The sequence below is a fragment of the Burkholderia sp. IO2 genome (genome assembly GCF_029522185.1).
Classification (GTDB): Bacteria; Pseudomonadota; Gammaproteobacteria; order Burkholderiales; family Burkholderiaceae; genus Burkholderia; species Burkholderia cenocepacia.
In genome coordinates this window covers 97,331-119,136 of record NZ_JAKWFH010000022.1, presented here as the reverse complement: position 1 = coordinate 119,136, position 21,806 = coordinate 97,331, and the positions used below count along the sequence as shown (strand labels likewise).

The window sequence follows — 21,806 nt, the reverse complement described above, 5'->3', positions numbered from 1 at the left end:
TTTACGCTCCACGCTTCCTCTCCACATTCGGTCGCCCTCATGCAGTTGCGCTTCACTTCATTCGCTGTGACCAGCTTATGGCGGGACTTGCACCCGCAGGAGTGCGCCCATGCTGGGCGCACAACGAACAACGGCGCCCCGAGGGGCGCCGTTGCGCACGATTCGGCGGTGACGTACCGCCGGCCGCGCCGCTCAAAACGGCTTGATCACCACCAGCGCGACCGCCGCGAGCATGCCGAGCACCGGCAGCTCGTTGAACACGCGATACCACTTGTCGGTGCGGCGGTTCTCGCCGCGCTCGAACACCCGCAGCAGGTGCCCGCAATACGCGTGGTAGACGATCAGCAGCAGTACCACGGTCACCTTCGCGTGGATCCAGCCCTGCCCCTGGCCGATGCCGATCACGAGCCACAACCACAGCCCGCACGCGAGCGCCGGCACCGCGATCATCGTCATGAAACGGAACAGTTTGCGCGCCATCAGCAGCAGGCGCCGCACCGCGGCCGGATCGGTCTCCATGGCCAGGTTCACGTAGATGCGCGGCAGGTAGAACAGCCCCGCGAACCACGCGGCGATCAGAACGACATGGAACGTCTTGACCCAGAGCATTGCCATCGGTTGTGCGCCTCGCTGTTGACTTACTGACGGCCTTCGCCGTGCCCGAGCACCACGTACTTCAGCGACGTGAGCCCTTCCAGGCCGACCGGGCCGCGTGCGTGCAGCTTGTCGTTCGAGATGCCGATTTCCGCGCCGAGGCCGAATTCGAAGCCATCCGCGAAACGCGTCGACGCGTTGACCATCACGCTCGCCGAATCGACTTCGCGCAGAAAACGCATCGCACGGTCGTGATCCTCGGTGACGATCGCGTCCGTGTGATGCGAGCCGTAATGGTTGATGTGCTCGATCGCGGCGTCGAGGCCGTCGACGACCTTGATCGCGAGCACCGGCGCCAGATACTCGGTGTGCCAGTCTGCTTCCGTCGCGTCGACGAGCGGGCCGACGCCCGCGTCGGCGAGCACCGCGCGCGCGGTCGCATCGACGCGCAGTTCGACCTGCTTGTCGCGATACAGCTTGCCGAGCGGCGGCAGCAGCTTCGCGGCGATGCCGCTCGACACGAGCAGCGTCTCCATCGTGTTGCAGGTGCCGTAGCGGTGCGTCTTCGCGTTGTCGCAGACGGTCAGCGCCTTGTCGAGATCGGCGCGATCGTCGACGTACACGTGGCAGATGCCGTCGAGGTGCTTGATCATCGGCACGCGGGCCTCATTGATCAGCCGTTCGATCAGGCTCTTGCCGCCGCGCGGCACGATCACGTCGACGTATTCGGTCATCGTGATCAGCTTGCCAACCGCCGCGCGATCGGCCGTCGCGACGACCTGCACCGCGTCCTGCGGGAGGCCTGCCGCCTCGAGCCCTTCGCCGATCAGCTTCGCGAGCGCCGCATTCGATTCGAGCGCTTCGGAGCCGCCGCGCAGGATCGTCGCGTTGCCGGACTTCAGGCACAGCGCGGCCGCGTCGATCGTCACGTTCGGGCGCGACTCGTAGATGATGCCGATCACGCCGAGCGGCACGCGCATCTGGCCGACCTGGATCCCACTCGGGCGGAACTTGAGGTTGCCGATCTCACCGATCGGATCGGCGAGCGACGCAACCTGGCGCAGCCCTTCGACCATCGTCTTCAGCGCCTTGTCCGACAGCGTCAGGCGATCGACGAACGCCGCATCGAGCCCCTTTTCACGGGCGCGGGCGACGTCGCGTGCGTTCGCCTCCTTCAGCGCCTGCGCGTCGCGCTCGATCGCGCGGGCCACGGCGTCGAGGGCCGCGTTCTTCGCGGCCGTGCTGGCGCGCGCCATCGCGCGGGAAGCGTGCCGGGCGCGGCGGCCCAGGTCGGTCATGTACTGATCGATATCCATCGTGTGACTCGAGAAGCGAGCCGCGCGGAGCGGCATGAATTCGTGGGGAAGCGGGGGACGGCCACCCGGGGACGGCCACCCGGGACTGCCGTCCGGGAGTGACGATTCGCGGGACAACCGTCCGTGCAGGGCAGCGGCCGATATGCCGCGCCAGCTATCGAAGCATTGTAAGCGGGTTGCGCAGCGCGCGCTGAAGGCACGAACGGGACTTAGCGTCGCACGCGACCCGCGGTCGGCGGTCGCTCGCCGCGGGCGCCCGCGACCGTCATCGCGAGCTGGAACAGCCCGTCCCACGGATCGGGCGGCGGTTCGTCCTGCATGCGGCGGCCCGGCGTGACGGCCGTCAGCCCCTTGACCTGCCGATCGAGCTTCGCGGCGAACGCGAGCGCCTTTTCGAGCACCGCCTCCGACACGCGGTTCAGCGCGGGCGCGATCAGCCGCTCGCGCGGCCCCCACACACGGTTCTCGCGCAGCAGCGTCGCGAGCGGCTTGCCGGCCGTCGTGCCGCGCTTGATCCGCAGCAGCGTGCGCAACTCCTCGACAACGGCCCACATCACGAGCACGATCGCCTCGCCCTCGCCTTTCAGCCCGTCGATCATCCGCGCGAGCCGCGCGGCGTCGCCGGCGAGCATCGCTTCGTTCAGCTTGAACACGTCGTAGCGCGCGACGTTCAGCACCGCGTCGTGCACCTGCTCGAACGACAGCGCGCCCTGCGGATACAGCAGCCCAAGCTTCTGGATTTCCTGGTGCGCGGCGAGCAGGTTGCCCTCGACGCGCTCCGCGATGAACTGCAGCGCGCGCCGCCCGTCCTCGCCGGGCGCGGCGCGCTGGCCCTGCATCGCGAGTCGCTGGCCGATCCAGTTCGGCAGTTGCGCACGGTCGACCGGATCGATCTTCAGCGCGACGCCGCCGTTCTGCAGCGCGGTAAACCATGCGGATTTCTGCGTGGCCGCGTCGAGGCGCGGCAACGTGACGAGCATCAGCGCGTCGGGGTTGGGCGTGGCCGCGAGCGTCTTCAGCGCGTCGGCGCCTTCCTTGCCGGGCTTGCCCGACGGAATGCGCAGTTCGATCAGCTGGCGCTCGCCGAACAGCGACATCGCCTGGGTCGCGCCGAGCAGCACGCTCCAGTCGAAGCCGCGCTCGACCGTATGCACCGACCGCTCGGTGAAGCCGGCCGCGCGTGCGGCCGCACGAATGCGGTCGCACGCTTCCTGCGCGAGCAGCGGCTCGTCGCCGTAGACGGTATAGAGCCCGGCCAACCCCTTCGCGAGGTGCGGCTCCAGCGCATCAAGTCGCAATTGCATCGCTGCGTGCGCCCGCGATCAGAGCGGCGGCGGCGGCAGCGGCGCGCGCGGCGCCACGCCCGGCACAACGTCCTCCGGCGCCGGCGTCAGCGAGTGGACGATCGCGAGGCGCCGCATCAGCTGGTCGACCGCGTCGTTCTGCATGTCGCCGTACAGGATGTCGGCTTCCTGCGCCTTCGCGTTCGTGTACTGGTCGCTGTACGTCATCGCGCGGTTCAGCGCGATCGCGCTCGGCGGGATCAGCACGGTGCCGTCCTTGCTCGTCAGCGTGTAGTTCAGCGTGTAGAACAGCGCGTATTCCTGCGCGGAGCCGTACTTGTTGAGCGTCAGCGTGTTCTGGCCACGCGACTCCCACATGCGCAGCACGGCGTCGGCGTCGTCCGCCGACTTGACGATCTTCGTGTCGCTGCCGGCCTGGACGAGGCGCGTGAGCCGCGCCTCGACGGGCGCCGGCGCACCGGCCACGAACAGGTGCTTGAACGCGTAGTCCTGCTGGCCGCGCAACTGGAAGCCGCATGCCGACAGCGCGACCGCGCTGCCGACGAGCATCAAAAACGATCTGCGGATCACCTTCGCTCCTTCTGGGTACGTCCGACGGCCGGCGGCCGTCAGACGACGATGTTCACGAGGCGGCCCGGCACGACGACGATCTTCTTCGCCGGCTTGCCGTCGCTGAACTTCGCGAATGCCTCGTCGGCGACCGCCGCCGCTTCGATCGCGTCGCGGCTCGCATCCTTCGCGACCTTCAGCGCACCGCGCACCTTGCCGTTCACCTGCAGCACGAGTTCGATCTCGGCCTGCTCGAGCGCGGCCTCGTCGACCTTCGGCCACGGCGCATCGAGCAGCGGGCCGAATTCGTCCGCGTAGCCGAGCGCCTTCCACAGCTCGAACGTGACGTGCGGCACGACCGGGTACAGCACGCGCAGCAGCACGCCGTACGTCTCGCGCAGCACGGCGGGCGTCGCGCCCTTCGCGCCGTCGATTGCGTTCAGCATCTTCATCGCGGCCGACACGACCGTGTTGTACTGCAGGCGCTGGTAGTCGAAATCGGCCTGCTTCAGCACGCTGTAGATCTCGCGGCGCAGCGCCTTGTCGGCGTCGCCGAGCGTCGCTGCGTCGAACCCGGCGCGCGCGGCGAGCGCTTCGCGGTTGCCGTAGCCGAAGCTCCACACGCGGCGCAGGAAGCGGCTCGCGCCTTCGACGCCCGCGCCCGACCACTCGAGCTGCTGCTCGGGCGGTGCGGCGAACATCGTGAACAGGCGCGCGGTATCGGCGCCGTACTGGTCGATCAGCAGTTGCGGATCGACGCCGTTGTTCTTCGACTTCGACATCTTCTCGATGCCGCCGAGCACGACCGGCTGGCCGTCCGCGTTCAGCGTCGCACCGACCGGGCGACCCTTGTCGTCGTGCGTGACCGTCACGTCGAGCGGGTTGTACCAGGTCTTCTTGCCTGCCGCGTCCTCGCGGTAGTACGTCTCGTTCAGCACCATCCCCTGCGTGAGCAGGTTCTTCGCCGGCTCGCCGAACTTCACGAGGCCGAGGTCGCGCATCACCTTGGTCCAGAAACGCGAATACAGCAGGTGCAGGATCGCGTGCTCGATGCCGCCGATGTACTGGTCCATCGGCATCCAGTAGTCGGTGCGCGCGTCGACCATGGTCTCGGCGTCCGGCGCCGTGTAGCGCGAGAAGTACCACGACGAATCGACGAAGGTGTCCATCGTGTCGGTTTCGCGCTTCGCCGCCGCGCCGCATGTCGGACACGTGCAGTTCAGGAACGCTTCCGACTTCGCGAGCGGGTTGCCCGTGCCGTCCGGCACCAGGTCTTCCGGCAGCACGACCGGCAGATCCTGCTCCGGCACCGGCACGTCGCCGCACGACGGGCAGTGGATGATCGGGATCGGCGTGCCCCAGTAGCGCTGGCGCGACACGCCCCAGTCGCGCAGGCGCCACGTGACCTGCTTGTCGCCGAAGCCGCCGGCCTTCAGGTCGGCCGCGACCGCGTCGACCGCTTCCGCGTAGCGCAGGCCGTCGTACTTGCCGCTGTTCACGCAGACCGCGGTTTCCTTGTCGCCGTACCACTCCTGCCACGCGTCGAGCGAGTACGTCTGCCCCTCGCTCGCGATCACCTGCTTGATCGGCAGGTCGTATTTCTTCGCGAACGCGAAATCGCGCTCGTCGTGGCCCGGCACGCCCATCACCGCGCCTTCGCCATAGCTCATCAGCACGTAGTTGCCGATCCACACCTCGACCGGCTCGCCGGTCAGCGGGTGCTTGACCGAGAAGCCGGTCGCGACGCCCTTCTTCTCCATCGTCGCGACGTCGGCTTCGGCAACGCCGCCGCGCTTGCATTCTTCGATGAACGCGAGCAGTTCCGGCTTGTCCTGCGCGAGGCGCGTGGCGAGCGGGTGCTCGGCCGCGATGGCGCAGAACGTGACGCCCATGATCGTGTCGGCGCGCGTCGTGAACACGCGCAGCAGCTTCTGCTCGCCGTCGAGTTCGTACGGGAAGCCGAAGTTCACGCCGAAGCTCTTGCCGATCCAGTTCTGCTGCATGATCTTCACGCGCTCGGGCCAGCCGAGGCCGTCGAGATCGTTCAGCAGCTCATCCGCGTACTGCGTGATGCGCAGGTAGTACATCGGGATCTCGCGCTTCTCGACGAGCGCGCCCGAGCGCCAGCCGCGGCCGTCGATCACCTGCTCGTTCGCGAGCACGGTCTGGTCGACCGGGTCCCAGTTCACGGTGCCCGTCTTCTTGTACGCGATGCCCTTCTCGAGCATCTTCAGGAACAGCCACTGGTTCCATTTGTAGTAGTCGGGCTTGCACGTCGCGATTTCGCGCGACCAGTCGATCGCGAGACCCATCGACTGCATCTGGCCCTTCATGTAGTCGATGTTGTCGTAGGTCCACTTCGCGGGCGGCACGCCGTTCGCCATCGCGGCGTTCTCGGCCGGCATCCCGAACGCGTCCCAGCCCATCGGCATCAGCGTGTTGTAGCCGTTCATCCGCAGATAGCGGTACATCACGTCGTTGATCGTGTAGTTGCGCACGTGACCCATGTGCAGCTTGCCGGACGGGTACGGCAGCATCGATACGCAGTAGAACTTCGGCTTCTGCGAATCTTCCTTCGTCTTGTAGGCATCGGCTGCGCGCCAGTCGCCCTGGGCGGCGGCTTCGACGTCGGCGGGTACGTATCTCTCGTGCATGGTGTGGTTCGGGCTAGGCTTTAAGCGGCGCGACGGCTCGCGCGCAGGATTGGATCGAAAATCGTGCGTGCCCGGCGCGGGAACGGGCTGACCGGTTCCGCGCCGGGAAAAACGTCGATTATACCGCCCGTGCGGGCCCGCACGGCCGGTCGCGCGGGCCAGGGCCCGTTCACGCCAATAACGGGCTTGCGCCGGCCCCCGGAATGAATTTTTCCAAACCGGGGAGCGCGCGCCGGGGCCCGCAGCGACGGCGTATCAGGCGTATCAGGGTTTCGCGCCGGCGGCGGCCGGCGCGGCCGCGCTCCCGGCCGGCGGCACGTCGGTCACGAAGCCGATCCGCGTGAGGCCCGCGGCCTGCGCGGCGCCCATCACCTGCGCGATCACGTCGTAGCGCGTCGCGCGCGACGCACGCAGCCGCAGCTCGGGCGGCGCGGCGCCCGCGGCGGCGGCCTTGAACCGCGCCGGCAGCGCATCGAGCGCCACGGGCGCGTCGTCCCAGTAGAGCTTGCCCGCGTCGTCGATCGACAGGGTGACGGATTGCGGCGTGTCGCGCGCGACACTCGCCGCGACCTTCGGCAGGTCGAGCCGGATCGCGTGCGTCATCAGCGGCGCGGTGATGATGAAGATGACGAGCAGCACGAGCATCACGTCGATCAGCGGCGTCATGTTGATCTCCGCCATCGGCGCGGACGTCTTGTGGTGCTCGAGCCCGCCGAATGCCATGGTCGTTCCTCCGGAACCGGCGCGTCAGGCGCCCTGCGCGCACACGAAGACGTGCAGATCGCGCGCGAAGCCGTCGAGTTCCTCGGCGAGCTGCCGGACGAGCCGGCCGAGGATGTTGTACGCGAGCACCGCGGGAATCGCGACGACCAGCCCGAACGCGGTCATGATCAGCGCCTCGCCGACCGGCCCCGCGACGTTCTCGATCTGCGCCTGCCCGCTCGCGGCGATGCTGCCGAGCGCGTGATAGATGCCCCACACGGTGCCGAGCAGCCCGACGAACGGCGCGGTGCTGCCGATCGACGCGAGCAGCACCTGGCCGAATTCGAGACGCCGCTGCGAGCGCAGCATCGCGTGACGCAACGCGCGCAGCACGCGTTCGCTGCGCTCGACACGCGCGGCCAGCGCGGCCGGGTCGTGGTCGTCGGCCGCATCGCGCGCGGCTTCGGCGAGCGGCACGAACACGCGCTCGCGATCGGCGCCGGCCAGCGCGGCGATGCCCGCGTCGAGCGACGGCGCGCGCCAGAACGCGGCGAGCGCGCGCGGCCCCTGCCGCTTCGCGCGGACCAGCAGCCAGGCTTTCATGAAGAGGAAGCACCAGCTGGCGACGGACATCGCCAGCAGCACATAGGAGACGACGTGCGTGATCGCATCGCCGCTTTCGAGGTAGTGGACAACGCCGGTGGGAATCGCCATCGGAGTTTCCTCGCGGTGTCAGCGCAGGCCGAGCACGTCCTGCATGTCGAACAGGCCGGCGCCGCGCGCCGACAGGAAGCGGACCGCACGCAACGCGCCCTGCGCGTACGACACGCGGCTCGACGACTTGTGCGTGATCTCGATGCGCTCGCCGATCCCGGCGAACAGCACGGTGTGGTCGCCGACGATGTCGCCGCCGCGCACCGCGGCAAAGCCGATCGACGACGGATCGCGCTCGCCCGTCACGCCGTGGCGGCCGTACACCGCGCAGTCGTCGAGCGAGCGGCCGAGCGCGCCGGCGACGGCTTCGCCCATCATCAGCGCGGTGCCCGACGGCGCGTCGACCTTGTGGCGGTGATGCGCTTCGATGATCTCGATGTCGTAGCCGTGCGAGAAATGCTTCGCCGCGAATTCGAGCAACTTCAGCGTGACGTTCACGCCGACGCTCATGTTCGCCGCGAACACGATGCCGATCTTGCCCGCCGCGGCTTGCAGCTCGGCCTTCTGCTCGGCGGCGAAGCCGGTCGTGCCGATCACGAGCTTCACGTCGTGGCGCAGCGCGGCCTCGATATGGGCCATCGTGCCTTCCGGACGCGTGAAATCGATCAGGTACTCGGCCTGCGCGAACACGGCGTCGAGGTCGTCGGTCAGCTTGACGCCGGTGTCCTTGCCGAGGAACGCGCCGGCGTCCTGCCCGAGGAACGGCGAACCGGCGCGGTCGAGCGCGCCGACGAGCTGCGCGTCGGCATCGTTGAGAACGGCTTCGATCAGCATCCGGCCCATTCGGCCCGATGCGCCGGCAATCGCAATCTTCATCAGTTGCTCCGAGAAACCCCGTCCTTCAGGACGGGGAGGAAAGGAGCGCCGCTGTTTGACAGCGGCATTCCGCCGTTAAAATGGCCGGCATGATCCTTGTCTATCGCTACCGGGTGAAATCGCTCAACGGACTGCTTAACAAGCAGAGCCGTGCGGTGAACTACGTCTGGAACTTCTGCAACGACACGCAGAAGCACGCGCTCAAGTGGGGCAAGAAGTGGCCTACAGGATTCGACCTGAACGTGCTGACGACCGGCAGCAGCAAGGAACTCGGTATTCACTCCGGCACGGTCAACGCGACGTGCGAGCAATATGCGAAGTCGCGCAGTCAGCACCGTCGGCCCTACCTGCGCTATCGCGGCAGGAAATCGCTGGGCTGGGTGCCGCTGAAGGGCCGAGACCTGAAGCGCGAAGGCGACGCGTTTCGTTTCGCCGGCAACACCTTTCGCGTGTTCAACAGCCGCCCACTTCCCGAAGGCAAGATCAAGGACGGGACCAACTTTGCGCAGGATGCACGCGGCAACTGGTTTCTCAACATCGTGATCGAGATACCCGATGTTCAGGCCCGACCGATCCGTTCCGGTGTCGGCATCGATCTCGGCTTGAAAGACTTCGCCACACTTTCGACCGGCGAGAAGCTGCCTAACGATCGGTTCGGTCGATGCGCGGCCGAGAAACTCGCGAAAGCGCAACGGGCGCGAAAGCACAGGCGGCATATCGCGAAGTTGCACGCCAAAGTGACGCACGCCCGTGCCGATTTCCAACACAAGCTCGCGCTCGATCTGGTGCGGCGTTTCGATTACATCGCGGTTGGCAACGTATCTGCCGTCAAACTTGCCAGAACCAGGATGGCGAAGAGCGTCTATGACGCATCCTGGTCGTCCTTCCGAAACAAGCTCCGCTACAAAGCGATCGCGCACGGAGCTACGTTTGAGGAAGTCGACGAAAGCGGTTCGACCCAGTTCTGCTCGGCGTGCGGATCGAAAGACAGCACGACGCGGCCGAAAGGTATCGCGGGACTGCGAATAAGAGAGTGGGCCTGCAGTGACTGTGGTGTCGAGCATGATCGAGATACCAACGCTGCGCTAAACATTCTCCGATGCGGACGTGCATCGCCAGGTGTGGGAATCCCCTCCCTTTAGGGAGAGGAGGACGTCAAGGCTTTCTACACGACAGGTCTAAAGGCGGGCGGCGCATGCTGCCCCGTTTCCGCACGCCGGCCGCTTACTGCGCCGGTGCGGTGAGCGGCTGGTTCTGCAGGTTGTCCGAGCCTTGCGGGCCGACCGGCGGCGACGCTTCGTTCGACACGTTCGGCTGCGGCGGACGATGGAACTGGAACTGCGGCTGGATCGCCGGCGCGGCGCCCGGCGGCTGCCCGCCCGGCACCGGCGCGCCGCCCGAGGCCTGCGCGGCCGGCGTGAACCGGCGCGAACCCGAACCCTGCCCCGACACCTGGTTGGTCGCACGGTTGGCCGCGCGCGCCGCCTGGGCGTTCGCATCCTGGTCGACCACCGCGCCGGACGCCGGCACCGTGGCCGGGCTCGCGGCAGCGGCAGCTTGCGCGGCGCTTGCGGCGGCAGCGGCTTCGGAAGCCTTCTTCGCCGCGGCAGCAGCCTTCGCCTTCTTGCCGCCGCGGTCGCCGTCGATGTCGGCCAGCAGGTCGAGTTCGGACGGCAGGTTGTCGGCGCCGGTCCAGCTCGCGACGCGATCGCCGGAGAAGTTGACCACGAGGTCACGCTGCTGGACGATCGACGTCGAGCCGCGCTTGAAGTAGAAGAGGTAATCCCAGCGATCCGCGTGGAACATGTCCGCCAGCAGCGGCGTGCCGAGCAGCGCGCGGACCTGCTCGCGCGTCATGCCGGCCTGCAACTGTGCGGCTTTCTCCTGCGACACGAAGTTGCCCTGCACGACGGTGATCCGATATGGCGTGATGCTCTGCGCAATGCGCTGCGTCACGCTGTCGTACGACGAACAACCCGCCAGCGCGACAACGGCGGCGGCAGCGATGATGGCACTCCGCATGCGACTCCTCTGAAAGTGCGAAAGCGATTCTGGGATCATTTCCTTCACCGTGCTGGCCCGCGTGCAGGCCGCGCGTATATCTGGAACGGCGAAAAGCCGGTAACATTGAAGCCCTGCATTGTACTCTAGGGATGCCTAGCCATGACCAATCCGACGGATCTCAAGAATATCGGGCTAAAGGCCACCCTACCGCGCCTCAAGATTCTCGAGATCTTCCAGCAGAGCCCCGTGCGCCACCTGACGGCCGAAGACGTCTACCGCAACCTGCTCAACGAGCAGCTCGACATCGGGCTCGCCACCGTCTATCGCGTGCTCACGCAGTTCGAGCAGGCCGGCCTGCTGTCGCGCAGCAACTTCGAATCCGGCAAGGCGGTGTTCGAGCTGAACGAAGGTTCGCACCACGACCACCTCGTGTGCCTCGATTGCGGCCGCGTCGAGGAATTCTTCGACGCCGAGATCGAGAGCCGCCAGCAGGCGATCGCGAAGGAACGCGGCTTCCGGCTCCAGGAGCACTCGCTCGCGATGTACGGTTCGTGCACGACCGAGAACTGCCCGCACCGCAAGCACTGAAGCGCGCCACCCGCGCACGCAAGACGGCCCGGCCGGCATCTCGCCGCCCGGGCCGTCCGCTTTTTCGGGGAATGGTGCCGCGCGCCCGGAAGGCTTACGAAAGCCCTTCGGCGCCCGCGCAGGCCGGCTCGAACTCGAGCGCCCACGCGCGTTCCAGCGGGATCTCGTCGCAATTCGGCTGCGGCCCGCCGCGATCGACGATCACGAAATCGCTGACCGCGTCGAGCGCGAGCAGCGGATGGTGCCAGACGCCCTTCGCATAATTGACGCCCTGCCAGCCCTCGGCCAGGAACGCGCGCATCGCGTCGGGCCGGAATTCGCCGGCCGGCGCGACGACGATCGCGTAGCGCGACACCGCCGCGAGCGGGATGAACGCCTGGCTGCCGTGCGGATGACGCTCCATCAGCGTGATCGCGACCGGCACCGCGCGCGGCTGCGCGCGAAATACGCTGACGAGCGGCCGGCCGCCGTCCGCGCAGACGTCGATCGTCGCGAGATCGTGAAAGCGCTCGGTCGTGCCGCCGTTGATGGGGAAATGCCGCGCGCCTTCGAGCGCGATCACGTCGCCGAACGGCGCGAACGCTTCGCGGGTCAGGCGCTCGACGCGCAGGATCGGGGTTCCGCTCATGCCGCTGCCCTCCTTCAAGCCGGCTCGCCCCACAGACGCAGGCGCGACACGCCGCCGTCCGGGAAGATGTTGAACCGCACGTGCGTGACGGGGCCGAGCGCCGCGAGCTGGTCGAACGTGTGCACGTGATCCATCTGCAGCTTCTGCTCGCCGAGCAGTTCGGCCCAGAACATCGCCTGCGTGACGAGCGAATCGTCGGTGCCGCCCGTGACGTGCGCGGCCTGCAGCGAGCAGCGATCGGGGAAATTGCCCTTGAAGAACGCCGTGTCGACCTCGACGCGCCGGATGATGCCCGGCCGCGCGAGCGCGACGATCGCCCAGTCGTTGCCGGGCTCGCGGCGGCGCCGCGTTTCCCAGCCGTCGCCCATGTTCGCGCCGCGCCCCGGCATCAGCATCTGCGAGGCCGGGCCGAAGTGCTGGTTGTTCGCGGCCACCAGATAACCGCCGTTCTCGATCGCCGCGAGATCGACCAGCTCGCCGGCCGGCACGTGACGCCAGTCGCGCTGCGGCTGGCCGTACACGCGCAGCCGCGCGAGCCCGCCGTCCGGATACAGGTTCACGCGCAGGTGCGTGGCCGGCCGCGCATCGTCGACGCTCACGTAGTGATGCGAGTTGCCCTGCAGCGTCGTCGCGGGGACGATGGTGCGCCACTCGGCGTCGTCGGGCGGCGTGTCGCCGTCCACCGCGCAGGCCTCGATCGACGCGGCCGGCGGAAAGTTGCCGGTGAAGTGGCTCGTATCGAGATCGACGCCGAAGATCACGCCCGGCCGCGCGAGGCGCACCACGCAGAAATCATGGCCGGTCGTGCGCTTGCGGCGCGTTTCCCAGCCGTCCATCCACTTGCCGTGGTCGTCGTACTTGCCGGGAATGAACACGGCCGGCTCCGGATTCAGCATGCGCTCCTTCGGCGCGAAGAATTCGTCGCTGGCGAACAGCGCCTGCGCCCCGAGGCGCGGGTCGGCGAGGTTCATGTAGCGCCGCGTGAAAGCCGGCGCGTTCGGATCGAGAATGGGGGCTGCCATGTCGTCTCCATCATGTTGAGAAGCGCCGGCACGTCATCGCACCGGTCGCATGAAGTTCGGTCGCGCGGGGCGGCCAGGGGCGCCGCGCCGCGCGGGAGTCGCGTTCAGAGCGCGTGGGCCTGGTCGCCGGCGACCGGTGCGGCGCTGCCCGGCGCGTCGGCCACGTAGCGCAGCTCGCGGTTCAGCACGCGTTTCGCGCGGGCGCGGTCGATGTCGTTCTCCCACACCGCGACGACGACCGTCGCGACGCAGTTGCCGATCAGGTTGGTCAGCGCGCGGGCGATGCCGACGAACCAGTCGACCGGCAGGATCAGCACGAGGCCGAGCACCGGAATCGCGGGAATCGCCGACAGCGTCGCCGCGAGGATCACGATCGCCGAGCCGGGGATGCCGTGCGCGCCCTTCGACGTGACGAGCGACACGAGCAGCACGACGATCAGGTCGTGCGTGGACAGCGGCGTGTTGGTGGCCTGTGCGATGAACAGCACGGCGAGCGTCAGGTAGATCGAGAAGCCGTCGAGGTTGAACGAATAGCCGGTCGGGATCACGAGGCCGACGGTCGAATCCTTGATGCCCATGTATTCGAGCTTGCTCATCACCTGCGGCAGCACCGCGTCCGACGACGCCGTGCCGAGCACGATCGACAGTTCCTCGCGCAGGTAGCGGATCAGCTTGAACACCGAGAAGCCCGCGAGCCGCATCACCGCACCGAGCACGACCGTGACGAACACGAAGCAGCTCAGGTAGAACACCGCGACCAGGTAGCCGAGCTGCTTGAGCGACGCGACGCCGTACTTGCCGGTCGTGAACGCGATCGCGCCGAGCACGCCGAGCGGCGCGAGCTTGATGATGAAGCCGATGATCCGGAAGAACACGTGCGACAGTTCCTCGATCAGCGAATTGACGCGTTGCGCCTTGTCGCCGAGCAGCGACAGCGCGGAGCCGAACAGCACCGCGAACACGAGGATCTGCAGGATGTCGCCCTTCGCGAACGCGTCGATCGCGGTCTCGGGGATGATCTTCATCAGGTAGCCGGCCGTGTCCTTCAAGCTTTCGGCGTTCTTCGCGTACGTCGACAGCGACGCCGCGTCGAGCGAGCGCAGGTCGATGTTCATCCCGACGCCCGGGCGCGTGAGCCACGCGAGCACGAGCCCGATGCCGAGCGCGAGCGTCGTCATCACCTCGAAGTAGACGACGGCTTTCAGGCCGACCCGGCCGACCTTCTTCAGGTCGCCCGCATTGGCCATCCCGCTAACCACGACGCAGAACACGATCGGGCCGATGACCATCTTGATGAGCTTCAGGAAGCCGTCGCCGAGCGGTCGCAGCGACTCGGCGAAATGCGGGAAGAACGCGCCTAGCGCGACCCCCAGGATCAATGCGACGACTACCCGGCCAAACAGCGAATTGAGGAATTTCGACACGGCGCTCTCCCGATCCAACGGTTGCAGTTTCGTCTGTTCATACTGGTAAGACCAGTGATGTTATGGTGGATAGTAGGAAGCCGATATAGTGGCGTCAAGGACGGACAAAATAGGGATTTCCCGCCCCTGCGCACGCACTGCCGGCGCATCGGAAAGGGGCGGATCGTGGCTTTCCCGTAGGGCGGTCGTACGCCGCCCGCGTGCGGATTACAATGCCGGTCAGACCGGCCATCGTTCACATCATGAAAAATGTTCCGCATACCGTGACCGACGCCGCCATCGCGACGATCCGCGACCGGATCGAGGCAGGCGTGTATCCGGTCGGCAGCCTGCTGCCGGCCCAGCGCCAGCTCTCCGAGGAGCTGGAGATCAGCCGCGCGTCGCTGCGCGAGGCGCTGTCGACGCTCGAGGCGCTCGGGATGCTGCGCATCCGCGCGGGCAAGGGCGTGTACGTCGAAAGCGCGCAGGCGTCGGCCGCGCATCCGTGGCAATTCGCCGAGCAGTCGTCGCCGCCCGATACCTACCAGATGCGCTATGCGCTCGAAGGGTTCGCCGCGCGAATGGCCGCGCACGTGGTCAGCGATGCCGACATCGCGTGGTTCGAGGACAACCTCGCCGACCTGCACGTCGCGCTGACCGAAAGCGCGCTCGACGAGGCGTCGCGGCTCGATTTCGACTTCCACATGCGGATCATCCATCTGGCCGGCAACGCGGCGATCGAGTCCATCCTGCGCAGCAGCGCGGACATCATGAAGGAAAGCCAGCGCATGCCGTTCTACCGGCGCGAGCTGCTGCTGTCGACGTGGCACGAGCACCGCGCGATCGTCGACGCGCTGATCGCGCGCGATGCGGCGGCCGCCGGCACCGCGATCGAAACGCACATCGCGAACGCCGCGCAGCGCGCGGGCATCTTCTTCCCGACGCCCGGCGCGTAATCCTCCCGCGCCGCCGCCCGGCCGGTCCGGTCACCGTTCCGACCGATCGCGATACGCGCGCACGCGCTCGATGAACGCGCGGGCCGCGACGCTGCGGTACGCGCCCTTGCGCGTGAGCAGCGCGGCCGTGCGCGTCGGCAGCGGCGGATCGATCTCCAGCGCGCACAGGTCGCCGCTCTCGCGCGCGACCGCGTCGGGCAGCACCGTCGCGAGCCGGCCGCGCCGCACGAGCTCCAGCACCGCGCTGACCGTATTCGTCTCGATCGCGATCAACGGTCGCGCGTCGTGCTCGACGAAATACCGGTCGATCCGCTCGCGCGTCGCGAACGCACGGCTCAGCAGCACCAGCGGCTCGCCGCCGAGTTCGGCCGGCGTGAGCGCGCGGCGATGGCGCGCGAGCCGATGCGTGCGGCCCGTCACCAGCGCGAGCGGCTCGTCCCACAGCGGCAGCGCGTCGATGTCCGGCGCGCGCGGCGGCATGAACGCGAAACCGGCGTCGAGCCGGTCGTCGGCGAGCAGCGCCTCGATGCGTTCCTGCGGCATCGCGTCGATCGTCAGCGCGACGTTCGGATGGTCGGCATGGAACGCGTCGATCAGCGAGCCACTCAGGTAGGCCGCGAAAGTCGGCATCATCGCGAGCCGCAGCGAACCGCGGCCGAGATCCGCGACATCGTGCAGCGCGCGCTGCCCGGTATCGAGCTCGTGCAGCGCCGCGCGCGCATGGCGCGCATAGACCTCGCCGAATTCGGTGAGCCGCACCGTGCGGCCCGAACGGTCGAACAGCTGCACGCCGAGCGTTTCCTCGAGCTGGCGGACCTGCTGCGACAGCGTCGGCTGCGATACGTGCAGCGCGTCGGCCGCGCGCGTGAAACTGCGCTGCTCGGCGACGGCCAGGAAATAGCGGATGTGGCGGAGAAGCATCGCGGCCAACGTATTGGTTTTGCCAATAGAGACCATAACGATCCAGTCTTGGACGCTATGGGTCGATTCCCGCATCATACGCACATCCGCTTCCGCGCACCGCCGCTGCCGGCGCACCGGAGCGGCACGCCCGGGCCTGCCCTGCCGCCCGCCGCACGACGATCCGCCGGCCGCCCGATCCGGGCCCGGCCGCGATCCGCCCGGCGCGCATCGGCTCACCGCCGATCCGTCGACGCCGGCCCCGATTTCCGTCACCCCGCGCAGCCGACGGCCCCGTGCCGCCGGCCGGCGCCGCCGTTTTTCGCGATCATGGAACCGCATCACGACAACCACCCTCCCCTCACCCGCGGCATGACGCTGCTGTTCGCGTGCGCGTGCGGCATCGTCATCGGCAACATCTACTACGCGCAGCCGCTGCTCGCCGCGATCGCGCACAGCTTCGGGCGCGCGCCGACCGAGCTCGGCTATCTCGTCACGCTGACGCAGCTCGGCTATGCGGCCAGCCTGCTGCTGATCGTGCCGCTCGGCGATGCGGTCAATCGCCATACGCTGATCGTGCGGTTGCTGATGCTGAACGTCGTCGCGCTGGTCGCGGTCACGTTCAGCACCAACTTCACGATGTTCGTCGTCGCGAACGTCGCGGTCGGCTTCGTCACCTGTTCGACGCAGCTGCTCGTGCCGTTCGCGGCGTCGCTCGCCGATGCGCGCTCGCGCGGCCGCGCGGTCGGCACCGTGATGAGCGGGCTCCTGCTCGGCATCCTGCTCGCGCGCGTCGCGGCCGGCGCGATCGCCGACGGGTTCGGCTGGCGCGCGGTGTACGGCATCGCCGCGGTGCTGGTGCTCGCGCTGACCGCAGTGCTCGCCGTGAAGCTGCCGAAGGATCGGCGCGACGCGCGGCTCGACTATGCGGTGCTGATGAAATCGCTCGTCGCGCTGGTGCGCGCGCAGCCGCTGATCGCGCTGCGCTCGACCTACGGCGCGCTCGTGTTCGCGTGCTTCAGCCTGCTGTGGACGGGTCTCACGTTCCTGCTGAGCCAGCCGCCGTACAGCTATTCCGAAGGACAGATCGGCCTGTTCGGCATCGTCGGCGCAGTCGGTGCGCTCGCGGCGACGTCGGCCGGCCGGCTGGTCGATCGCGGCCACGGCAATGCCGCCACCGGCCTGTTCGCGGCGGCCGTGCTCGGCGCGTTCGCGCTGATCGCGACCGGCGCGCATTCGCTCGCGGCGCTGATCGCCGGCATCCTGCTGCTCGACGTCGGCGTGCAGGGCATGCACATCTCGAACCAGAGCGTGATCTATGCGCTGGCCGGCCATGCGCGCAGCCGCGTGACGACGATCTACCTGACGAGCTACTTCATCGGCGGCGCGCTCGGCTCGTTCGCGGCGAGCGTCGCGTACGGCCTCGACGGCTGGCGCGGCGTGTGCATCGCGGGTGCCGCGCTATCGGGCGTACTGATCGCGCTGTGGCTCGCGTCGCAACGCGTCGGTTCGCGGCAGGTCACGCAATGAGGCGGTAGAGCGGCAATCCAGCGATTCGTTTGCGCCGCACGACGAAAAAGGCACGCGCCGCGCATCGCGGGCGTGCCTTTTTGCCAGGGGCGTCGCTGCCGTCTCGACGCGCCAGCGCCGCACCGTCACGCGGCCTCGTTCGCGAAATCGATCAGCACCTTCATCGCACGCTGGCGGTCGCCTGCCAGTTCGAATGCGAGGTTCGCGTCGCGCATCGGGAACACGCGCGTGACGGCCGGCCGCAGGTCGACGCGCCCCGCGTTGATCAACTGCACCGCCAGCGCGAATTCCGCGTGGAAGCGGAACGAGCCGCAGATCGACAGCTCCTTCGCGACCACGACGTTCTGCGGCAGGCTCACGTCGCCGCCGAGCCCGAGCTGCACGACGATGCCGCGCGGGCGCATCACGTCCAACCCGTCGCGCAGCGCGCGCGCATTGCCCGAACACTCGATCATCACGTCGAACGTGCCCTTGCCGGCGCTGTAGCGTTCGACCCAGCCGGCATCGGCCGCCGCATTGATCGTGCGGTCCGCGCCAAGCGCGCTCGCGATTTCCAGCGGCGCGTCGACGACGTCGGTCGCGACGATCTCCGCCGCGCCGTGCACGCGCGCCGCCGCGACCGCCAGCACGCCGATCGGCCCGCACCCCGATACGAGCACGCGCTTGCCGATCAGCGGGCCTGCCCGCGACACCGCATGCAGCCCGACCGCGAACGGCTCGGCGAGCGCCGCGAGCGACAGCGGCACGTGATCGGCGACCTTCACGCACTGCACCGCGTCGCACACGAGCGCGTTGCGGAACGCGCCCTGCACGTGCGGCATCCGCATCGCGCTGCCGTAGAAACGCATGTCGAGACACTGGTTCGGCAGCCCTTCGAGACAGTAGCGGCACACACCGCACGGCCGGCTCGGATTGACCGCGACGCGATCGCCGACCTTCACCGACGTCACGTCCGGCGCCACTGCCGCGACCGTGCCCGCGACCTCGTGGCCGAGCACCATCGGCTGCTGCAACCGGATCGCGCCGAAGCCGCCATGCCGGAAGTAATGCAGGTCCGAGCCGCAGATGCCGCCCATCGCGACGTCGACACGCACCTGGCCCGGGCCGATCTCGCCCGCGTCCTGCTCCTCGACCCGCAGGTCGTTCGGCCCGTGGATCACCACACACATGCAACGCAACCGCATGACGCGCTCCTGGTTAGACGGCACTGGTCAGCCCGCCGTCGACGAACAGCGTCTGGCCGTTCACGAAATCGGACGCGGCCGACGCGAGGAAGATCGCCGCGCCGCACAGCTCGTCGACCTGCCCCCAGCGGCCGGCGGGCGTACGCTTGCACAGCCAGTCAGAAAACGCCGCGTCGTCGACCAGCGCGCGATTCAGTTCGGTTTCGAAATAGCCGGGTGCGAGGCCGTTCGCCTGGATGCCGTGGCGCGCCCAGTCGGCGCACATCCCTTTGGTCAGCATCCGCACCGCGCCCTTGGTCGCCGCATACGGTGCGATCGTGGGCCGCGCGAGTTCGCTCTGCACCGAGCAGATGTTGATGATCTTGCCGTGGCCACGCGCAATCATGTGCCGCGCGACGGCCTGCGCGACGTTGAACACGCCGTCGAGATTCACGCGCATCAGCGCATGCCAGTCGTCCGGGTCGAAAGCGTCGAGCGGCGCGCGGCGCTGGATGCCCGCATTGTTCACGAGGATGTCGATCGCGCCGACGCGCGCCTCGAACTCGTCGATCGCCGCACGGACCTGCGCGTGCTCGGCCACGTCGAACACCGCATGGTCGGCCGCGAAGCCTTCGTCGCGAAACCGGCGCGCGAGCGTCGCGGCCTTCTCTTCATTGCGATCGTTGATGACGATCGCCGCGCCGGCTTCCGCGAGCCCGCGGGCGAGCGTCAGTCCGATCCCGCGGCCGGAACCGGTAATCAGCGCGCGGCGGCCGTCGAGGCGGAACCGGTCGAGCGCATGGGTCATGGATGTCTCCTCGTGCCAGTCGAGCCGGCCGCCCGTCGCGCCCAGTCTCGTGTTCACGATATCTTCGGCCGCCGGCCCGGCCCGCGCCAATGGTCTTTTTTGATCCGGTTATCATGAAAACTGATTACCGTCGCGTCGTCCCCGCCACCCATGGAACTCAAGCAATTGCGCGCCTTCGTCACGCTCGCGGAAGAGCTGCATTTCGGGCGCGCCGCGCAGCGCCTGTTCATCGTGCAGCCCGCGCTGAGCATGCAAATCAAGGCGCTCGAGGCTGAACTCGGCGCGCGCCTGTTCGAGCGCGACCGGCACAAGGTCGAGTTGAGCGACATCGGGCGCGTGTTCCTGCCGGAAGCGCGGGCGACGCTGCAGCAGGCCGCGCGCGCGGAACAGATCGCGCGGCTGTCGAGCCGCGGCGAAATCGGCACGCTGCGGATCGCGTTCGTGTCGTCGGTGTTGCCGGCGCTGCTGCCGGCCGTGCTGCGCACGATGCGCGAGCGCTACCCGCTGATCGCGCTCGAACTGAAGGACATGCCGACGCCCGACCAGGTCGCCGCGCTGCGCGACCGCCGGATCGACTTCGGGATGATCCGGCTGCCGGCCGCGTATGCGGGCATCGACACGCGCGTGGTGCTCGAGGAAGGGTTCGTCGTCGCGCTGCCACTCGACCATCCGCTCGCCGCGCACGATACGATCGCGCCGGCCGCGTTGCGCGGCCACCCCGCATTCGTGCTCGCGCGCCGCTACGCGCCCGGCTTTCACGACGACATGCTGCTCGCGCTGAGCCGCGCGGGCACGACGCTCGACATTGCGCAGGAGTTCGGCGAATTCACGACGATGCTCGCGCTCGTCGCGGCGGGAATGGGGATCGGGCTGATTCCGGCGGAAGCGGCCAGCGCGCTGCCGCCGAACGTGCTCGCGCGGCCGCTCGACCTGGCCGGCCACCGCAGCGGCATCGGGCTCGCGTGGGCCGATCTCGACAGCCCGCTGAAGCGCGCGTTCGTCGATGCGATCGAGCACGTGACGGCGAACGCCGGGCAATAAAAAACCCGGCCGGGAAACCCCGGGCCGGGCTCGTTCGCCACGCCGGCCGCGTTGCGGCGGCCGCGCGACGTGCGGGATTACTTCGCGTTCGCGAACGCGACAGCCGTATCCAGCATGCGGTTCGAGAAACCCCACTCGTTGTCGTACCAGCTCGACACCTTCACGAGGCGGCCCGACACCTTGGTCAGCGTCGCGTCGAACGTCGACGAAGCCGGGTTGTGGTTGAAGTCGATCGACACCAGCGGTGCGTCGTTGTAGCCGAGGATGCCCTTCAGCGCGCCTTCCGATGCTTCCTTCATGATCGCGTTGACTTCCTCGACCGTCGTGTCGCGCTTCGCGATGAACGACAGGTCGACGATCGACACGTTGATCGTCGGGACGCGGATCGCGTAACCGTCGAGCTTGCCGTTCAGTTCCGGCAGCACGAGGCCGACGGCCGATGCCGCGCCCGTTTTCGTCGGGATCTGGCTGTGCGTGGCCGAACGCGCGCGGCGCAGGTCTTCGTGATAGACGTCCGTCAGCACCTGGTCGTTCGTGTACGCGTGGATCGTCGTCATCAGGCCGGTTTCGAGGCCGATCTTGTCGTTCAGCGGCTTGACGAGCGGCGCGAGGCAGTTCGTCGTGCACGATGCGTTCGAGATGACCGTGTGCTCGGCCTTCAGCACGTCGTGGTTCACGCCGTAGACGATCGTCGCGTCGACGTCCTTGCCGCCCGGCGCCGAGATGATCACCTTCTTCGCGCCGCCCTTCAGGTGCGCGCTCGCCTTTTCCTTCGTCGTGAAGAAGCCCGTGCATTCCATCACGACGTCGACGCCCAGCTCGCCCCACGGCAGTTCGGCCGGGTTGCGGTTCGCGAGCACGCGGATCTTGTCGCCGTTCACGACGAGGTAGTCGCCGTCGACCGACACTTCGCCCGGGAACTTGCCGTGCGCGGTGTCGTACTGGGTCAGGTGCGCGTTGGTCTTCGCATCGCCCAGGTCGTTGATCGCGACGATCTCGAGATCGTGCTTCTTGCCGTTTTCATAGAACGCGCGCAGCGTGTTGCGGCCGATACGGCCGTAGCCGTTGATTGCGACGCGAATCGTCATGGTCTATCTCCTGATGGCTGAAAAAA

General features: G+C 68.1%; 21 protein-coding genes. 5 read left to right on the top strand and 16 right to left on the bottom strand.

Going from position 1 to position 21,806, the window contains the following annotated elements; translation table 11 throughout:
- Positions 1-192: 192 nt before the first annotated feature.
- From MMB92_RS16510 to dapB, 8 genes are all read right to left on the bottom strand, one after another.
- The gene (locus tag MMB92_RS16510) at positions 193-615 is read right to left on the bottom strand and encodes a CopD family protein (protein WP_089434541.1); all 423 of its coding nucleotides are present in this window, start codon (positions 613-615) and stop codon (positions 193-195) included.
- A 23-nt stretch (positions 616-638) separates the two neighbouring features.
- Positions 639-1,910 (bottom strand): glutamate-5-semialdehyde dehydrogenase, encoded by a 1,272-nt coding sequence (locus MMB92_RS16505; RefSeq protein WP_006483406.1) that lies wholly within the window; start codon positions 1,908-1,910, stop codon positions 639-641.
- Between the two features lie 209 nt (positions 1,911-2,119).
- Positions 2,120-3,214, bottom strand: coding sequence for a DNA polymerase III subunit delta (gene holA, locus MMB92_RS16500; protein ID WP_062884115.1), 1,095 nt, complete (start codon positions 3,212-3,214; stop codon positions 2,120-2,122).
- A gap of 18 nt (positions 3,215-3,232) precedes the next feature.
- Positions 3,233-3,784, bottom strand: coding sequence for an LPS assembly lipoprotein LptE (lptE, locus tag MMB92_RS16495; RefSeq protein WP_006483412.1), 552 nt, complete (start codon positions 3,782-3,784; stop codon positions 3,233-3,235).
- A gap of 38 nt (positions 3,785-3,822) precedes the next feature.
- The gene (leuS, locus tag MMB92_RS16490) at positions 3,823-6,417 is read right to left on the bottom strand and encodes a leucine--tRNA ligase (protein WP_006483409.1); all 2,595 of its coding nucleotides are present in this window, start codon (positions 6,415-6,417) and stop codon (positions 3,823-3,825) included.
- 264 nt (positions 6,418-6,681) lie between these two features.
- Positions 6,682-7,140, bottom strand: a complete 459-nt coding sequence (locus MMB92_RS16485; RefSeq protein ID WP_006496723.1) for a biopolymer transporter ExbD — start codon at positions 7,138-7,140, stop codon at positions 6,682-6,684.
- A 24-nt stretch (positions 7,141-7,164) separates the two neighbouring features.
- Positions 7,165-7,833, bottom strand: coding sequence for a MotA/TolQ/ExbB proton channel family protein (locus MMB92_RS16480; protein WP_062884117.1), 669 nt, complete (start codon positions 7,831-7,833; stop codon positions 7,165-7,167).
- A gap of 18 nt (positions 7,834-7,851) precedes the next feature.
- Positions 7,852-8,649, bottom strand: a complete 798-nt coding sequence (gene dapB, locus MMB92_RS16475) for a 4-hydroxy-tetrahydrodipicolinate reductase (protein ID WP_062884118.1) — start codon at positions 8,647-8,649, stop codon at positions 7,852-7,854.
- An 89-nt stretch (positions 8,650-8,738) separates the two neighbouring features.
- Here dapB and MMB92_RS16470 point away from each other — a divergent pair, with 89 nt between their 5' ends.
- Positions 8,739-9,791: an RNA-guided endonuclease TnpB family protein gene (locus tag MMB92_RS16470; protein WP_062884738.1), complete on the top strand. Its 1,053-nt coding sequence runs from the start codon at positions 8,739-8,741 to the stop codon at positions 9,789-9,791.
- 82 nt (positions 9,792-9,873) lie between these two features.
- Here the strand turns inward: MMB92_RS16470 and MMB92_RS16465 are convergent, their stop codons facing one another.
- Positions 9,874-10,671, bottom strand: coding sequence for an outer membrane protein assembly factor BamE (locus MMB92_RS16465; RefSeq protein ID WP_062884119.1), 798 nt, complete (start codon positions 10,669-10,671; stop codon positions 9,874-9,876).
- A gap of 141 nt (positions 10,672-10,812) precedes the next feature.
- On the opposite strand from MMB92_RS16465, the gene fur reads away from it, so the two are divergent.
- The gene (gene fur, locus MMB92_RS16460; protein ID WP_006400349.1) at positions 10,813-11,241 is read left to right on the top strand and encodes a ferric iron uptake transcriptional regulator; all 429 of its coding nucleotides are present in this window, start codon (positions 10,813-10,815) and stop codon (positions 11,239-11,241) included.
- A gap of 94 nt (positions 11,242-11,335) precedes the next feature.
- Here fur and MMB92_RS16455 read toward each other — a convergent pair whose 3' ends face one another.
- The 3 genes from MMB92_RS16455 to MMB92_RS16445 form a co-directional block, all read right to left on the bottom strand.
- The gene (locus MMB92_RS16455; RefSeq protein WP_059721692.1) at positions 11,336-11,869 is read right to left on the bottom strand and encodes an ureidoglycolate lyase; all 534 of its coding nucleotides are present in this window, start codon (positions 11,867-11,869) and stop codon (positions 11,336-11,338) included.
- A 14-nt stretch (positions 11,870-11,883) separates the two neighbouring features.
- Positions 11,884-12,891, bottom strand: coding sequence for an allantoicase (gene alc, locus MMB92_RS16450; RefSeq protein ID WP_124675221.1), 1,008 nt, complete (start codon positions 12,889-12,891; stop codon positions 11,884-11,886).
- Between the two features lie 104 nt (positions 12,892-12,995).
- The gene (locus MMB92_RS16445; protein ID WP_006484664.1) at positions 12,996-14,315 is read right to left on the bottom strand and encodes a C4-dicarboxylate transporter DctA; all 1,320 of its coding nucleotides are present in this window, start codon (positions 14,313-14,315) and stop codon (positions 12,996-12,998) included.
- 212 nt (positions 14,316-14,527) lie between these two features.
- On the opposite strand from MMB92_RS16445, the gene MMB92_RS16440 reads away from it, so the two are divergent.
- Positions 14,528-15,250 carry an FCD domain-containing protein gene (locus MMB92_RS16440; RefSeq protein WP_006484666.1) on the top strand — a complete coding sequence of 241 codons (723 nt, stop codon included), beginning with the start codon at positions 14,528-14,530 and terminating at the stop codon, positions 15,248-15,250.
- 30 nt (positions 15,251-15,280) lie between these two features.
- Here the strand turns inward: MMB92_RS16440 and cynR are convergent, their stop codons facing one another.
- Positions 15,281-16,171: a transcriptional regulator CynR gene (cynR, locus tag MMB92_RS16435; protein WP_034201868.1), complete on the bottom strand. Its 891-nt coding sequence runs from the start codon at positions 16,169-16,171 to the stop codon at positions 15,281-15,283.
- A gap of 309 nt (positions 16,172-16,480) precedes the next feature.
- Here cynR and MMB92_RS16430 point away from each other — a divergent pair, with 309 nt between their 5' ends.
- Entirely contained in the window at positions 16,481-17,680 is a 1,200-nt protein-coding gene (locus tag MMB92_RS16430) for an MFS transporter (RefSeq protein ID WP_212123224.1), read from the top strand.
- Positions 17,681-17,805: 125 nt separating this feature from the next.
- Here the strand turns inward: MMB92_RS16430 and MMB92_RS16425 are convergent, their stop codons facing one another.
- Both MMB92_RS16425 and MMB92_RS16420 read right to left on the bottom strand, forming a co-directional pair.
- Positions 17,806-18,864 carry an L-idonate 5-dehydrogenase gene (locus MMB92_RS16425; RefSeq protein WP_058901254.1) on the bottom strand — a complete coding sequence of 353 codons (1,059 nt, stop codon included), beginning with the start codon at positions 18,862-18,864 and terminating at the stop codon, positions 17,806-17,808.
- Positions 18,865-18,877: 13 nt separating this feature from the next.
- Positions 18,878-19,651 (bottom strand): SDR family NAD(P)-dependent oxidoreductase, encoded by a 774-nt coding sequence (locus MMB92_RS16420; RefSeq protein ID WP_034201869.1) that lies wholly within the window; start codon positions 19,649-19,651, stop codon positions 18,878-18,880.
- Between the two features lie 150 nt (positions 19,652-19,801).
- Here MMB92_RS16420 and MMB92_RS16415 point away from each other — a divergent pair, with 150 nt between their 5' ends.
- Positions 19,802-20,692: a LysR family transcriptional regulator gene (locus MMB92_RS16415; protein ID WP_062884121.1), complete on the top strand. Its 891-nt coding sequence runs from the start codon at positions 19,802-19,804 to the stop codon at positions 20,690-20,692.
- Between the two features lie 77 nt (positions 20,693-20,769).
- Here MMB92_RS16415 and gap read toward each other — a convergent pair whose 3' ends face one another.
- Positions 20,770-21,780, bottom strand: a complete 1,011-nt coding sequence (gene gap / locus MMB92_RS16410) for a type I glyceraldehyde-3-phosphate dehydrogenase (protein WP_006485712.1) — start codon at positions 21,778-21,780, stop codon at positions 20,770-20,772.
- Positions 21,781-21,806 lie beyond the last annotated feature (26 nt).